The following is a 15,296-nucleotide window of genomic DNA, read 5'->3' as shown; positions in this document are numbered from 1 at the left end:
CTTTTGGTTACATAGTTAACCACACCACCTGGTGTCGACATTCCACTTTGAATCGCAGAAATGCCTTTTAAAATCTCAACTTGCTCTTTATTTTCTAAAGCTACATTTTGCTCGCCACGTATGGTATGGCCATTAATGAGATAACTAGAGCCTAAATCGAGGGCAAAACCACGTGCTACAAAGTTTGGATAATAGCCAATAGCAGCGTAGCCATCTCCTAACGATGAATCATTTTTAATAACATCAGTCAGTGTTTTTGCATGTTGATCTGCTATGCGCTCAGATGTAATGGTTGTAATAGATGCAGGAACTTTCTTTACATCGCCTGTTTGAAAACCAGATAAATTAACTTTTTTAGATGTATATAGCGCATCACTATTTTGTGTAGCGTTCACAGTAATGGTTGGGAGCTGCGAAACCACCGCTTCATTTGCGTAGACTAGAGATGTCATCAGTGCAATAGATGAAGCCAATGCTGTTTTAGAGCATGTAATGAAGTGAAGATTTAGCGTGTGTCTGTCCATTGAATAACTACCTGCCCATACCGTGCATAATATAAGTGTGTTAAAAATCGGAAGTTTCCATATTTTTAGCCACGCAAGAATACAGCTACAAATAGCCATAAACAACAAATTATATAGTTTTTAGATTAAGTAAATTTTGTGTAATAAAGCATCATCATTATATAAATTTCATTTATTTTCTTTGAAATTGGGACTATAACTTTTTAAGTATTACCAAATAGTCAAAATAAAACTAAGCTCAGAAATAGGTCTAGACCAAGGAGGAATACAATAATCAATATGCTTAATAAATTAGATGTTTGATTTTAAATAAAGTTTATGGTGGATTGATCAACTCACTAAATTAAGGAATTGTTCGATAATCGGTAAAAATATCTTTAAATCGAACAAAAGATCATAGAATCACTAGAATGGAAGTTTAAAATTATAAAAAATAAATGGAGAGGAATTTTAAGAAAGTACTCAGGATTGAGTGATATTTAAAGATTCATTCTATTTCCTGTTCAGTACATCTGAAAATTTCTATTTTTTCTGCTAACTGACGGAATATCTATGACATATACTAAGGAAGAAAAGAGCAGCAGAATACGAGGGATTGTAGGCGCAGCTTCAGGTAATTTGGTCGAATGGTTCGACTTTTATATCTATGCAGTATTTGCTGCTTATTTTACTCAAGCTCTAACTGCACCAGACATGGATAGTACGACCAAATCGATTTATGTTTGGGGTGTATTTGCAGCAAGCTTTTTTATGCGTCCTATTGGTAGCTGGATATTTGGACGCATTGCAGACCGCCATGGTCGAAAAAAATCAATGATTGTCTCAATTTGCTTAATGGCTTTGAGCTCTTTTCTATTTGCAGCCCTACCCACTTATGAACAAGTTGGCTTATTTGCCCCTTTCCTTTTACTGGTAGTACGCTTACTTCAAGGCCTATCAGTGGGTGGTGAATATGGTGCAGTCGCAACATATATGAGTGAATTAGGTTTAAAGGGTCAACGTGGTTTTTATTCCTCTTTCCAATATGTCACCCTTTCTGGTGGCCAGTTACTTGCCAGCTTACTTGGCGTAATCTTATTAACGTTTTTAAGTGAACAACAATTACTTGATGGTGGTTGGCGTATTCCGTTCATTATTGGTGGTATTGCAGCGATTCTATCTTTACTTGCCCGGAGTCGTTTAGAAGAAACGCTTTCTCATCAAGATAGTGAACGCAAAGAGTCTGGTAGCTTAAGAGAGCTCTTTAAAAAGCATTGGAAAACTTTTTTATTGGTGGTGGGATACACTTCTGCTGGTTCATTAACGTTTTATGTAGAAACTGTTTATTCAAAAACCTATTTAACTAATTTAGGTATGGATGGAAAAACCGTTGGTTATATCATGACCTTCGCGTTATTTGTCTATATGTGTGCTCAACCTGTATTTGGTTCAATTTCCGACCGTATTGGGCGACGTTCTTCAATGCTGGCATTTAGCTTATTATCTGCGATTTTTATCTATCCAGTGATGGCAATTGGGATGCCTAATTATATAGATTCGCCGATCATCATTACCTTACTACTCATTTTTATGATGATGATTTTGAGTTTCTATACATCTATTAGTGGCTTAGTAAAAGCTGAAATGTTTCCACCTCACGTACGCGCACTCGGGGTAGGATTTTCATATGCGGTAGGTAATGCTATTTTTGGTGGTTCTGCCCCTTCGGTTGCCTTGCAATTTAAAGCTGCCGGAATTGAAAATACCTTCTTTATTTATGTCATTGTCATGTTGATTATCTGTTTCTTGTGTAGCCTTGCGCTTCCGAAAAAACCAGATTATTTAGAACATGATCATTAATTAAATGAGATGCCTTCTGTCCCAAGCAGAAGGCATTTTTTAGCACTTAGCAAATTCTTTTAAAAAAGCCCACGGAAAAATCCCTTTATCATGCCCATCACTAAAACAAATTTGGACTCCATATCCTTGATCGAACATAGCTGTCACTTCAACATTTAGATCTTCAATTTTAATTTGCTTAATTCGCTTCGCTCGGCAAAAGCCACATGGGCAAATTTCCCTTAAATTTTGATGGCTCAGAGATATGCTAAAACCATCGGTCCAGATAAAGTGAACCTGTTTATTTGCAGTATCGACACGAATATCAGGTCTGGCTTGCATATTTCACCTCACCAATTTGATTTAATCCAATACGAATCGCTTTTCGTACTTCTGGGTCGGAGTCATTTTGATGTTGTTCCAATAACGTTTGAGCTTCTGATGTGCCAATTTCACCGAGTGCTAAAGCGACCTCTTTACGTAAATTACTAATTTCATGATTAAAGTTATCAAATAGATGACTAACTGCCAAACGCGACTTGAGTAATCCTAAGCTTCGAACTGCAGCAATACGTACTTGCCAATATAAGTCAGATAAAGCATGAATTAAGGGAGTTTCGAGCTGAACGATATGTAATTTCCCAATCGTAAGTGCAGCTTCAACTCTTAGTTGCCAACTTTCCGAAGTTAAAGAATGTTGAAGTGCTTGGATCACCTCAGCTGATATACTCTGACTATAGGCCAAACCACCTGTTGCAATGCGGCGAACCTCATCATCTAAATCTGTTTCAGCTGTTTTTGCCAATATCGTAATCGCTTGGTGTTGTTGTAACCAACTTAATGCACTGACTGCCTCACGGCGCACAAGAGCCTCTTCATGATGTACCAAAGCAGATATCTCTGTGAATAATTGCTGGGGTCGTAAAGGTTTTAAAGCACGTAAAATTGCACTAAGAGCAAAAGTATTAGTATGCTTTAAATAAGGCGCAAGGATCTGGGCTGATGCCGCATTTTTTACTTCACTTAAACTTTGACTGGCAGCTTGTCTAACATTCACATCTGTATCAAATAAGGCTTGAGCCAATACTTGTAAACTGGTTGGATCCTCCCAACTTTCTAACTTTTTTGCCGCCTCTTCACGAACTAAAGCTGAAGAGTCGTGTTGCAGTGCCGCATGTAACCAAGGAAGTAAATCCGGATTTTCTTCATCGCCAATATTCATTAAAGCGACAAAGCGAATTTTTTCATCTGTGTGATTAAGCTGTGCAAGAAATTCCTGATTATATTCATCGAGATCATCTAAAGCTTGATAATAAAAACTCATTCGTATTCCTTAATTTGTGATTTCTTTCCAAGCCCTAATGGATTTAAACGGCTTAACTCTTCTTGTTGAGTGGCTTCTTTTAAAGTCTGGATACAATGTTTTTTAATGGCGGTAAATTCACTACTTGTTACCAGCTCAACGTCTCGTGGACGTTCAAACTTAAGTGGAATTTCTTCAATAATTCGCCCCGGTCTATGGCTCATAATCAACACTCGATCAGCTAAAAAAAGTGCCTCATCAATATCGTGGGTAATAAATAAAACCGACGTTTGGATTTCTTGCCAAATTTCGAGTAATAGCATTTGCATTTTTAAACGAGTTTGCGCATCTAAAGCACCAAAAGGCTCATCCATTAATAAAATGCGAGGTTGATTAATCAATACTCTCGCAATTTCAACTCGTTGCTGCATACCACCAGAAAGTTCAGCTGGAAATTTATGTTCAAAACCTTTAAGCCCGACCAGATCAATCATTTTCTGAGCTTGTTCAATACGCTTTTGTTTGGCGATCCCTTTCATTTTTAAACCAAAGGCAATATTTTCAAGCACACTTTTCCATGGAAATAAGGTATGTTGCTGGAACACCAAACCTCTGTCTGGATGCGGTTCAAGAATAGATTCATTATCGACCGTTAAAGTCCCAGAACTAATCGGTAAGTGCCCTGCCAAAGCACCTAATAATGTAGATTTACCGCAACCAGATGGGCCAAGTAGACATATAAACTCACCCGGTTGTATTTCAAAATTAACCCGATCTAATGCCTGAAAACGATTTTTAGCTTGCCCTAAATGTAGCGATAGATTTTGAATACGCACATGGCCTTGTGTAATTGACATTTTATGATTTCCTCAGTTGATACCATGGGGTAAATCGGTTTCCAATCACACGCACCAATGTACTGCTAAACATACCTAATGCTCCGATCAGCACCATGCCAACCACAATATTGCTATAGTTTTGCAAGGTGAACGATTCCCATGTGAAGTATCCAATTCCGTGTTGTCCGGAAATCATTTCAGCAGTCACTAAACAGAACCAACAAGTCCCCATTCCAATAGATAAACCCGTAATAATGTTCGGTAATGCCCCCGGAATAATGACTTCATAAATGATAGCTAGATCAGAAGCACCTAAGCTTTTCGCTGACGCAACGAGTCTTGGGTCAACTGCACCAACACCATGTACAGTGTTTAATAAAATTGGAAATAAAGCCCCAATAAAGGTAATAAAAATCATGGAAGCTTCTGATGATGGAAAAATCAGAATCGCTAAAGGAATCCATGCAACTGCTGGAATTGGACGTAATACTTCTAATGGTGGCATTAGAAATGCAGCAAGTTTTTGATAACGTCCTGCTAACAAACCAATACCTACACCAATTAAAGCCGCTAGCACAAAACCAACCACTACGCGAAAGACACTAGATTCAACATGTTCAAATGCAGTGCTGAGTTGAAAGAAAGCCCAAAGCGCATGAATGACATCTAATGGTGTCGGGACATTGCTAAAGTTCACAATGCCTAAATTTATTTTAAACTGAGCAAGTCCTTGCCAAACTGCTATCCAAAAAACTATCGATGTAAAAGCAATAACATAGCTTTTTAAATGCGCAGGATATGATCTCAACTGCTGAAAAAATTTAATCAAAAATGTACTTTGGTTTTTAGGTTTTGTCTGGACTAAACTACTCATTCGTCACCTCCTGCTTATTAGGTAAGACAACACATCAGCTCTGGGTTACAAGCTGAATAGCTTTAAAGTCATATACTTTTCCGCCTTGTTGTTTAGCCCATTTTTCAGCATCATCTTTTAATAAAAAGGCCTGAATTTGTCCTGCTTTATCTGTGGCATACCATGCCAGATTGGCAAGTAACTTAATGTCGGACTGATGATCTTGGCTATAAACCACACGCACCGTTTTTCCAGCTGCTTGTATTTTCTTTAAATCAGAAAAAGCATGCTCAGGTGTTTCGTAGCTACGAACTTTTTCTTCACCCTTTACCCAAATTTGAGTCACCCGATCAAGTGTTTTGATGGGTTGGCCCGTTAAAGCGTCATTGGCAACCAAAGGTGATTTTGCATAGTCAGCCAGTTGCTGGCTGTAATTAAGTCCAGATGCTTGAAATGCGTCCTTAATATATTGGTCATCAATAAATTTATTTACATCAAGTGTACCGTCGTTTTTGCCTAAGACTTTTAAAGTATCTATCGCAATTTGAGTCGCTTTTCGATATTCAGGTTTCCACGTTAAGTCACGAGTTTGCAGACCTAATGGACCATGGAAGAGATAGACAACTTCGGCAGGAATACCAGTTTTTTCAGAAATAAATTCACTATATTTTTCAGGTTGTTCGCGAATCAGACGATTTGCTTCAATGGTTGCTTGTAAATAAGCTTTTATGACTTCTGGATGCTGCTGTGCATAATCCTTGCTGGCAAGTGAACCATGAAATGTAGGTGATTTTGCTTGAGAACCATCATAGATTTTTTTAGCAAAGCCTTGGTAAGCAAATAACTCTCCAAATGGTACGAAGTCAGCATGCGCAGCAATCTTATGACTTTTTAATGCAGGCCCTGCTACTTCTGGCGCCTGAGCAATCACTTTAATATCTTTATCAAGTTGCCAACCTTCAGCTTGAATTGCTCGCAATAATAGTCCGTGAGCAGTTGAGGCAAAAGGTACAGAAATAGTCTGCCCCTTTAGCTCTTTAAGTGAAGTGACTTTTGAATCAATGGGAACAACAATCGCATTACCGCTGCCATTAATACTGCCTGACAAAGGTGTTAAAAATATGCTTTCTTTTCCAGCTTTTTTAAATGCCGCTAAATTATTAACAGCAGGAAAGTCAGCCATTGCTCCCAAATCTAGACGCCCAGCCACCATCTCACTGGTCAGTGGTGCACCAGAGGTAAAGTTTTTCCATTGAATGTCATATTTAACATTCTTATATTCACCATCTTTGGGTAAATATTTTGGTAATAAATTCAATTCACGAATGAGCAACCCACCTGTTGCACAGTTAATGGTGGTATCTTGTGTACCAATAGCGACACGAACAGTTTCTGTTTTACTGCCGCACCCCAAAGTGCCAAGTACAATGGCACCAATTAAGCTACTGAGTAATAGTTTTTTATTGATCAATTTATTTTGTCTCATATTGAGTATTCCAAATTAATTATTTGAGTAGGTATGGGATATTTACTTTGACCGCATCCGTTGGGCAGTCCTTTTCACAAGGCATGCAATACCAACATTCATCAAACTGCATGAAAGCTTTTTGAGTTATTGGATCGATCGCCAATAAGTCCATTGGACAAACATCTACACAGACTGTGCATCCTTTATCAGCAATACATTTATCTTCATCGATAATGACGGGTGCGACAGTACGGTGCTGTACTTCTTTAAAAATAAAAGCCATGATTCCAATTCCTGATTTATTTAGTCTGCAAGAGCAACGTCTTTTTGAATGCGTAAACGGTCATACGACACAGCTTCATCTTGATTAATCGAAACCACATAAGGCTCGATTGGCTTTTTGAAACTGACCATGTTGCCGTGTTCATCTTTTTTCAAATGAGCGTGACAGAACCAATCCGAGTTATTTTTTTGAGGGAAATCTGCTCTATAGTGGTACAGTCCCCAGCGGCTTTCTTCCCTAAACAGTGAAGCTCTAGCAGCCATTTCCGCGCAGTCTCGAATAAAAGAAACTTCAGCAGCACGCATCAGCTCATGCGGGTTTCTTGCAGAGATTCGCTTAATATCCTGTTTAATTTCTTCAAAACGCTTGAGTCCAATTTCCATTTTTTGGCGAGTTTTAGGCGGTTGCAAATAGTCATTTACAAAACGGCGCAGCTTATATTCCACTTGTTCTGGAGGTAAACCTTCTGAACAATCCAGTGGCGCAAATATTCGAGCTTTTTCTGCTTCTATTTCGCTTTGGTTTAATTCGCTATCTTCAATTGCATTCACGTATTGCGCAGCATTTACACCCGCAAACCATCCGTAGGTAAATGCACCAAGCATATAGTTATGAGGTACAGCCGCCATATCGCCAGCGCTATATAATCCCTTAACCGAAGTCTCGGCTTTTTCATTGACCCATACACCAGAAGCACTGTGTCCGCTACAGAAACCAATTTCTGAAATATGCATTTCCACCATATCTTGACGGTAATTGGTTCCTCGGCCCTCATGGAAACGACCACGGCTTGGGCGTTCATTGGTATGCAAGATTTCTTCGATGGTTTGAATAGTTTCTTCGGCCAGATGATCTACTTTTAAATAAACAGGACCATTACCACTTTCCAGTTCTTGGTAAAACTCCCACATCATTTGACCACTCCAGTAGTCACATTCAATGAAACGTTCACCTTTACTATTGGCCGTATAACCTCCTAAAGGTCCGGTCACATAGGCACAAGCCGGGCCGTTATAGTCTTTAATCAGTGGATTAATCTGGAAGCATTCTAAGTTAGCAAGTTCAGCACCTGCATGGTAGGCCATTGCATAGCCATCACCTGCATTGGTTGGGTTTTCATAAGTGCCCATCAAATAGCCAGAAGCTGGCAAACCTAAACGCCCTGCGGCGCCACAACATAAAATGGCAGCTTTCGTTTTAATGACATAAAAGTCACCACTACGACAGTCAAAACCAAGTACACCATTGATTGCACCTTGCTCATTTTTTAAAAGCTTTGTGGTGACAATCCGATTATTAATTTTGACTTGAGCACGCTTTAACTGACGATATAAAACTTTTTTAACGTCATGGCCTTCGGGCATGGGTAAAACATATGCCCCCATGTGGTGTACTTTTTTTACAGCAAACTCGCCTGTCTCATCTTTTTCAAACTTAATGCCCCATTGATCGAGCTGTTGAATGGTTGTGAAACTATGCTTTGCATATGCATATACAGTGGTTTGGTTAACTACCCCATCATTAGCAATGGTAATTTCTTTGGTGTATTGCTCAGGTGTTGCGTAGCCCGGAATGACAGCATTATTCAGACCATCCATTCCCATTGAAATCGCCCCACTGCGTTTTACATTCGCTTTTTCAATGAGCAAGACTTTTAAATTTGGGTTTTCTTGTTTTGCTTTAATCGCAGCCATTGGTCCAGCAGTTCCACCACCAATCACCACAATATCGAACTCAAGATATTTAGTTTCCATTGTAAAATCCTTATTTTTATCTGAGTTATTAACGATGAATACGTAAACGGTACTGGAAGGTATCGCCCGAGAAATAGAGATATTCATAGTCAATCGGTTGGCCATTTGCGTCATGAGTCAAACGTTCAACCCGTAATACTGGAGTTCCGATTTCAACTTGCAGCAAAGCCGCTAATTCTTCATCCGCCACCGTGGCATCAATACTTAAATCCGCATGTCCCAAAGGAATATCGCACTCTTGTTCTAATGCCTTGAAAATATCGGTTGTACGTAAATCAATCGCTTTTTCTTTAAGCTTCAAACCAATATGTTCTGGCAAATAAGTCAACTCATAAGACACTGGTTGACGGTTGAGCAAACGAACACGTTGAATTTCATATACATTGGCTTTAACAGGTAACTTTAATTTGGGTACTACGTGCATCGGGATCTGTTTAAGCTCGGCCGAGATGACACGGTTTAAAATTTCGTGACCAGCAGATGACATTGCTTCTGCAAAACCTTGCAAACTTGAAATGTTCTGGAACGTTTTTGGCTTACTTACAAAGGTCCCTTTACCTGGCACCTTAAAAATATAGCCTTCCAACTGTAATTGGTTGAGTGCTTGGCGAACTGTGATTCGGCTTACACCAAACTGTTCAGCAAATTCGTTTTCAGATGGAATTTGACTCAACACGGCATATTCACCATTTACAATTTTGTTAAGGATGAGTTCCCTTAACTGATCATAAAGAGGCTTGTGATTTTTGGGATCGTGGGGTAGCTGGCTCACGGCTTACAACCTGTTATAACAACTTGAGCAAATAATGTTTAAAATGTTTCAGCTTTGGAAATAATTTAAAGCGATAACTTTAGTTAAAAAAATAATTTCAATGAATATCAATAAATTAATGAATGGTTATCTATAAAATTTGAATTATTATCATAAAAAATACATTTGTATTTGTTATGCTATAAAACATACTCCGTTATGCCATAAACGTAAGAATTACTATTATTTTTTAGGGGATAATATGCAACAAAAAAAACAAAATACCCCTGATGATTCAGTGGGTAAGGTCACCTTCTGGCAAGCCTTTTTATTTTGGCTGAAGCTCGGCTTTATTAGCTTTGGGGGGCCAGCTGGACAAATCGCTGTAATGCATCAGGAACTGGTTGAACAAAAGCGCTGGATATCTGAAAAAAGATTTTTGCATGCCCTGAACTACTGCATGTTGTTACCCGGCCCTGAAGCACAGCAATTAGCAACCTACATTGGTTGGCTTATGCATAGAACTGCTGGAGGATTGGTTGCAGGTATTCTATTTGTATTACCCTCCTTATTTATTTTAATCGGACTGTCTTGGGTTTACATAAAATTTGGAGATGTTCCCGTTATCGCAGGCATTTTCTACGGGATCAAGCCTGCCGTTACCGCAATAGTCTTTCATGCAACCTACCGTATAGGTAGCCGCTCACTTAAAAATAAATTTTTATGGTTCGTCGCAATTGCTGCGTTTCTTGCCATTTTTGTCTTAAAGCTTCCTTTCCCTCTTATTGTGCTATCAGCTGGTATTGCTGGCTATTTAGCCAGTAAAAAGTATCCACAACTATTTTCCTCAGCGGCTGGACATAAAGCCAGTCAAAAGGATTATGGTCCGGCATTTATTGATGATGATACCCCGACACCAGAGCATGCTAAATTCCACTGGTTACGGTTAGCTAAACTCATTTTTGTGGCAATCGTTTTATGGTTATTACCAATTTTAGCTTTAGGCGCATATTTTGGGTGGCATCATTCTTATACTCAAATGGCGTGGTTTTTTACTAAAGCTGCATTACTCACTTTTGGTGGGGCTTACGCGGTTTTACCTTATGTCTATCAAGGAGCTGTAAATCATTTTGGATGGCTATCACCTACGCAAATGATTGATGGATTGGCACTTGGGGAAACTACACCAGGCCCACTCATTATGGTTGTTGCCTTTGTTGGTTTTTTAGGGGGTGTTAATCATTCATTACTTGGGCCCGAGCATCTATTTTTTGCTGGAGCATTCGGTGCAGTCATTGTGACTTGGTTTACTTTCCTTTTCTCATTTGTCTTTATTTTAGCTGGTGCACCCATTATTGAATCTACCCATAATGAAATTAAGTTTACGGCGCCACTCACTGCAATTACCGCGGCTGTGGTCGGTGTCATTTTAAATTTAGCATTATTTTTTAGTTATCACGTGCTATGGCCACAAGGCTTTTCAGGGCATTTTGATATTGTTGCAGCCCTCATTACCGTGGCTGCATTTATTGCCTTATTCCGCTTTAACATTAACGTGCTGTATGTCATTTTTGCATCAGCACTGATTGGTTTAGGTGTTCATCTTTTATAAAAATGAGTCATGAGTCCTTTAACGTAACTGTGAAGGGCTCATTCCATAAAACTGTTTAAAGCGATGACTTAAATGACTCGCTGAACTAAAACCACAAACTAAAGCAATATCTTGTAAAGAAAGCTGAGATGACTGAATTAGCCCTTTTGCCTTAGTTAAGCGTCTTTGCATGACATATTGATGAGGCGCCATATTCATAGACTGTTTAAACATATGAGCAAAATGGTATTCACTTAAATTCACAACATTTGCCAAGTCTGACAAAGTCAATGCTTGGTCTAAATGTCCTTCAATCCAGTCTTGAATATATTTGAGTTTATAAGGTGCCAGTCCACCTTTAATAACTGGCTGTTGCCACTTAACATTGCTATATCTTCGAATTAAATGATTCAATAATAAACTGGCAGTTGTACTCATTTGTAAATGGTTTGATGAATCATTCCAATCACAATCAAGTAGGAAAAACTGATATAGCGCACGAATCTTTTCGTCATCATTAAAGACAACTTCATTTAGTTCAATTTGATTGGGTTCTTTGTCCCATATTTTTTCAGCAACATCACGCAAATGTTGGTCGGTATAATACAAGTGAACGAATTTAAGCCCACCTCGTATATCCCAAGTCGACTCCTGATGTTCAGGCAATAAGCAAAAACGACCCGGCCCACCGCCATTTTTCCAGCCAGCAGGTGTTTTTTGATAGCTTTCATAGCCATCTTGAATATAGAGACTTAAAGTATGGTGATCGCTACAGACACTTACACGATCTTGCTCATTAGACCAAAATGCAAGTTGCATATTTTCATCAAGCACCACAGTTTCGTGAAGCTTGGCTTTAGATTGCTGTAGCTGTTCTAAAGTTTGATAGGCCATGCAAAATTAAAACGAATATCATTGAGCTTAAGTTAACCATATTCAGCAAAATTCAGCTAGTTCAGTTATATAAAAAACGCAAGATCTTGCATGTATAACACAAGAATATATACGTGAAAAATTAAGCATTCCTAGATACTTAAGCTTGGTAATCGAGGATGAACTTATGAATATTTTGCTCTATGTTGCGGTAGTGTTGATTTGGGGAACAACATGGATTGGAATTGCCGTTCAGAGCCATTATGCAACACCCGTCGTCGCAATTTTATGGCGTTTTGCCATTTCAGCCTTATTACTTTGGGTTGTTTTACTATTTTCAGGAAAATTACAGCGAATTGCTTTAAAAGACCATTTGTTTTGTATGCTGCAAGGCCTTTGTGTTTTCGGCCTAAACTTTATTTGTTTTTATACCGCCGTTAAATATGTAAATAGCGGTTTAGAGTCCGTTATTTTTTCGATGGCTGTTTTCTTTAATGCCATTAATGCGCTTATCTTTTTTAAGCAAAAACCTTCCCCAAACTTTGCTCCAGCTGCACTTTTAGGCCTAGGTGGTATTGTTTTACTCTTTTGGCATGACCTCATTAATAGCCAGTTTAACGCGCAGTTATTAATGGGTATTGGGTTATGTGCAGTAGGCACTTACGGTTTTTCTTTAGGGAATATGATTAGTGTTAGACACCAAAAACGTGGTCTAAATATCTTTTCAACAAATTGTTATGCTATGACTTATGGTGCACTGGTGATGTTAAGTCTAGCTTTATTTACAGGCCAAGATCTAATGCCTCCAATGAATTTCCCATTTTTAAGTTCGGTACTTTACTTGGCTGTATTTGGTACGGTTATTGGGTTTTCAGCTTATTTTTCTTTGGTTGGGCGAATTGGTGCAGCCAAAGCAGCTTATAGCACATTACTTTTCCCTTTAGTCGCTCTAACAGTTTCTACCTTCTTTGAAGGATATGAGTGGACCTTAAATGCATTATTTGGAATTTTACTAATCTTACTCGGCAATTACTTAATGTTCAGTAAGTTTGAAATTGGAAAAAAGTTATTTAATAGTCAAAAAAGTTGTGAGAAGCAGGCTTAATAGCCTGCTTTTTTTATAAATCATAATTAATTTTAGCAGTAGCCCGTTTTTAGCATCAGCTCAAAATCTTTTAAAGCCGCAGCTGCCGTAGCTAAAGGCGCAGATGCTCCTCCACTTACAACAAGTTCCCCCATTTCTTGAGTTAACACCCGAATGCATTTATTAGAACCTTGCAGATGTGCAAAAGGATGATTTACTGGAACTAATCTTAATTCAACACCAGTTTGAATTTGCTGATTTTCAATATGAATAAAACCAACCAGACGAGGAACTACGTTTTCTTTTTTCCAATCACGAATATGATCGGCTGTGACATGACTGATTCCTTGTCTTGGAATATCTTGAATTTTTACATCAGCCCCTAAAACAGTATTTGCCAATATCGTAATTTTAGCAGCGGTATCCCATCCATCTACATCGAAAGAGCTGTCAGGTTCTGCAATCCCTTTTGTTTGAGCTTTTCCAAGAGATTCTGCAAATGCACATTCGTGTTGCAACATATCATTCAAAATGAAATTTGTGGTTCCGGTAAAGACACCTTCTATTTCTAAAATTTGGCAGCCAGCCAAGTTATATTCAAACAAATCAACAGTCGGTAAGGCCGCAGCCGTTGCACCGCTAAAAAATAGTTTTTTATTATGTTGATGTGCCAAGTTAATTAATTTTTTGCCTTCGACGACTAACGCACCTTTAGACACTGCAATCGCATTCATGCTATGTGTTAAAGCATAATTTAAATAAAATAAACCCTTTCCACCTGTCACATAGTCACTTGGCCCTGTTTCAATAATGACATCCGCCTGAACCTGTTCTAAAAACTTTTGCTCTGTTAGGCCCGCTTGAAATTGTGTTTTATCTAACCACTTTGCAGCTTGTAAACCTTCTTGATCAATTAAACCTGATGATGATTTACAGACACCCACTAAACGGGCATCAATTTGATATTTTTGTTCATAGTATGCCGATCGATTTAAAAGAAGCTCTGCAATTTGTTGCCCAATCCGTCCAAAACCACAAATTGCCACGTTAACTCGCTTCATTTTACTTTCTCAAAAAATTAAATGGTTTAAATCAATTTTCCCAAGATAATTTTAACATCTCGTCTTTGGAAAATTGCTAACTACAGAGATAGTTAAAATACTATATTACTTAGATATTTGTTAGATTAACTATCTTAATGACCATATAAATTGCGACAGCAAAAACCATTAAAGCAAAGACTTTTTGCAAAATTGCAGACGGAATAAAACGAATAGCTCTGCGCCCTAATAACATACCAACTGCACATGCGAGCGCAAACGCACTAGTAATGTCTACTGGATAGTGAAAACCCTCTGCAATATGCATCAGAATACTCATTCCACTAATGAGAAAAATAATCATAAGTGACGTTGCAACAATGCTATGCATATCCAAATTTGTGACTTTTCTAAGCGCCGGTACAATTACAAAGCCACCACCAACCCCTAGCATGCCTGTTAAAAGACCAGCAATAATTCCGATACTGGCAAGAACGCTTCCCGTTTTAAAATTCCAGATAAAGCGTCCCGTACTTGGGTTGACCTGACACGGCGGATTATGAAAGTCTGATACTCGGTTACTAATAAGCCGATAACCCACTGTAAACATGACCAAGCTAAATATTAACATGAGCCAAACAGGCGAAATCGCGTTGGCTATTAAAATTCCGATATGTGCCATAGGGGCACCAATTAAGGCAATCCAAATAGCAGCGCGATAACGAACTATCTTTTTAAATAAGCCTTCAATGGTTCCTATGAGAGTAGATAGCGCAACTGCCAATAACCCAATCGGCGCAGCTTGAGCCACGCTCCAGCCTTGACTGGTCATGAGCGCAGGTACAGCAAGAATACCGCCACCTGCACCGGTAAGACCAAGTAAAAAACCAATCACGATGCCTTCAACGACAAGTAATAACATATCAAAAGCCTAAAATTGCATATACATCATTTGCAGTAGACTGCTGGTTAATGAGTGAATAGATCTCGTCTTCTTGCGAAGCTTCAGTCGCTTCTCAGGGCAAAGCGTTGCTTTGCTTAACCTCTTAACTCGAGTACAGCTCTTGTCTTCTTGCGAAGCTTCAACCGCTTCTCAGGACAAAGCGTTGCTTTGT

14 protein-coding genes and 1 pseudogene are annotated in these 15,296 nt (G+C 38.7%); 3 read left to right on the top strand and 12 right to left on the bottom strand.

The annotated features are described in order from the left end of the window. Positions 1-552: pseudogene (locus UC75_RS19905) on the bottom strand (TonB-dependent receptor plug domain-containing protein); the annotation flags it as partial. Between the two features lie 524 nt (positions 553-1,076). Here UC75_RS19905 and UC75_RS02755 point away from each other — a divergent pair. Then, positions 1,077-2,363: an MFS transporter gene (locus tag UC75_RS02755; RefSeq protein WP_049836597.1), complete on the top strand. Its 1,287-nt coding sequence runs from the start codon at positions 1,077-1,079 to the stop codon at positions 2,361-2,363. A gap of 39 nt (positions 2,364-2,402) precedes the next feature. Here the strand turns inward: UC75_RS02755 and UC75_RS02750 are convergent, their stop codons facing one another. From UC75_RS02750 to UC75_RS02715, 8 genes are read right to left on the bottom strand one after another with little or no spacing between them, the layout of a single operon-like run. Continuing rightward, positions 2,403-2,684 (bottom strand): DUF971 domain-containing protein, encoded by a 282-nt coding sequence (locus UC75_RS02750; protein WP_049836596.1) that lies wholly within the window; start codon positions 2,682-2,684, stop codon positions 2,403-2,405. Next, positions 2,668-3,666, bottom strand: a complete 999-nt coding sequence (locus UC75_RS02745; protein WP_049836595.1) for a HEAT repeat domain-containing protein — start codon at positions 3,664-3,666, stop codon at positions 2,668-2,670. Before UC75_RS02745 ends, UC75_RS02750 begins: the two co-directional genes overlap by 17 nt. After that, positions 3,663-4,502 carry an ABC transporter ATP-binding protein gene (locus tag UC75_RS02740; RefSeq protein WP_013197983.1) on the bottom strand — a complete coding sequence of 280 codons (840 nt, stop codon included), beginning with the start codon at positions 4,500-4,502 and terminating at the stop codon, positions 3,663-3,665. The genes UC75_RS02745 and UC75_RS02740 overlap by 4 nt, the downstream gene beginning before the upstream one ends. Before the next feature lies 1 nt (position 4,503). Continuing rightward, on the bottom strand, positions 4,504-5,358 hold the full coding sequence (locus tag UC75_RS02735) for an ABC transporter permease (RefSeq protein WP_049836594.1): 855 nt from the start codon (positions 5,356-5,358) through the stop codon (positions 4,504-4,506). Positions 5,359-5,392: 34 nt separating this feature from the next. Continuing rightward, positions 5,393-6,823: an ABC transporter substrate-binding protein gene (locus tag UC75_RS02730; protein ID WP_049836593.1), complete on the bottom strand. Its 1,431-nt coding sequence runs from the start codon at positions 6,821-6,823 to the stop codon at positions 5,393-5,395. A gap of 19 nt (positions 6,824-6,842) precedes the next feature. After that, complete coding sequence (locus UC75_RS02725; protein WP_002049790.1) at positions 6,843-7,088, bottom strand: 4Fe-4S dicluster domain-containing protein; 246 nt, start codon at positions 7,086-7,088, stop codon at positions 6,843-6,845. Between the two features lie 20 nt (positions 7,089-7,108). Beyond that, the gene (locus tag UC75_RS02720; protein WP_049836592.1) at positions 7,109-8,842 is read right to left on the bottom strand and encodes a fumarate reductase/succinate dehydrogenase flavoprotein subunit; all 1,734 of its coding nucleotides are present in this window, start codon (positions 8,840-8,842) and stop codon (positions 7,109-7,111) included. Positions 8,843-8,870: 28 nt separating this feature from the next. Further along, on the bottom strand, positions 8,871-9,614 hold the full coding sequence (locus UC75_RS02715; protein WP_023274243.1) for a GntR family transcriptional regulator: 744 nt from the start codon (positions 9,612-9,614) through the stop codon (positions 8,871-8,873). Positions 9,615-9,855: 241 nt separating this feature from the next. Here UC75_RS02715 and chrA point away from each other — a divergent pair, with 241 nt between their 5' ends. Beyond that, positions 9,856-11,205 (top strand): chromate efflux transporter, encoded by a 1,350-nt coding sequence (gene chrA / locus UC75_RS02710; protein ID WP_049836591.1) that lies wholly within the window; start codon positions 9,856-9,858, stop codon positions 11,203-11,205. Positions 11,206-11,223: 18 nt separating this feature from the next. Here chrA and UC75_RS02705 read toward each other — a convergent pair whose 3' ends face one another. Continuing rightward, entirely contained in the window at positions 11,224-12,078 is an 855-nt protein-coding gene (locus tag UC75_RS02705) for a helix-turn-helix domain-containing protein (protein WP_049836590.1), read from the bottom strand. A 166-nt stretch (positions 12,079-12,244) separates the two neighbouring features. Here UC75_RS02705 and UC75_RS02700 point away from each other — a divergent pair, with 166 nt between their 5' ends. After that, positions 12,245-13,162, top strand: a complete 918-nt coding sequence (locus tag UC75_RS02700) for a DMT family transporter (protein ID WP_049836589.1) — start codon at positions 12,245-12,247, stop codon at positions 13,160-13,162. A gap of 32 nt (positions 13,163-13,194) precedes the next feature. On the opposite strand, the gene UC75_RS02695 is transcribed toward UC75_RS02700, so the two are convergent. After that, the gene (locus tag UC75_RS02695) at positions 13,195-14,202 is read right to left on the bottom strand and encodes a homoserine dehydrogenase (RefSeq protein ID WP_049836588.1); all 1,008 of its coding nucleotides are present in this window, start codon (positions 14,200-14,202) and stop codon (positions 13,195-13,197) included. A 109-nt stretch (positions 14,203-14,311) separates the two neighbouring features. Then, positions 14,312-15,103 carry a sulfite exporter TauE/SafE family protein gene (locus tag UC75_RS02690; protein ID WP_049836587.1) on the bottom strand — a complete coding sequence of 264 codons (792 nt, stop codon included), beginning with the start codon at positions 15,101-15,103 and terminating at the stop codon, positions 14,312-14,314. Between the last annotated feature and the right edge of the window lie 193 nt (positions 15,104-15,296).

It is taken from the genome of Acinetobacter sp. V2 (genome assembly GCF_001188385.1).
In the GTDB taxonomy this organism is placed as follows: Bacteria; Pseudomonadota; Gammaproteobacteria; order Pseudomonadales; family Moraxellaceae; genus Acinetobacter; species Acinetobacter oleivorans.
The sequence above is the reverse complement of the archived record's forward strand: the minus strand, read 5'-3'. Positions and strand labels throughout refer to the sequence as shown.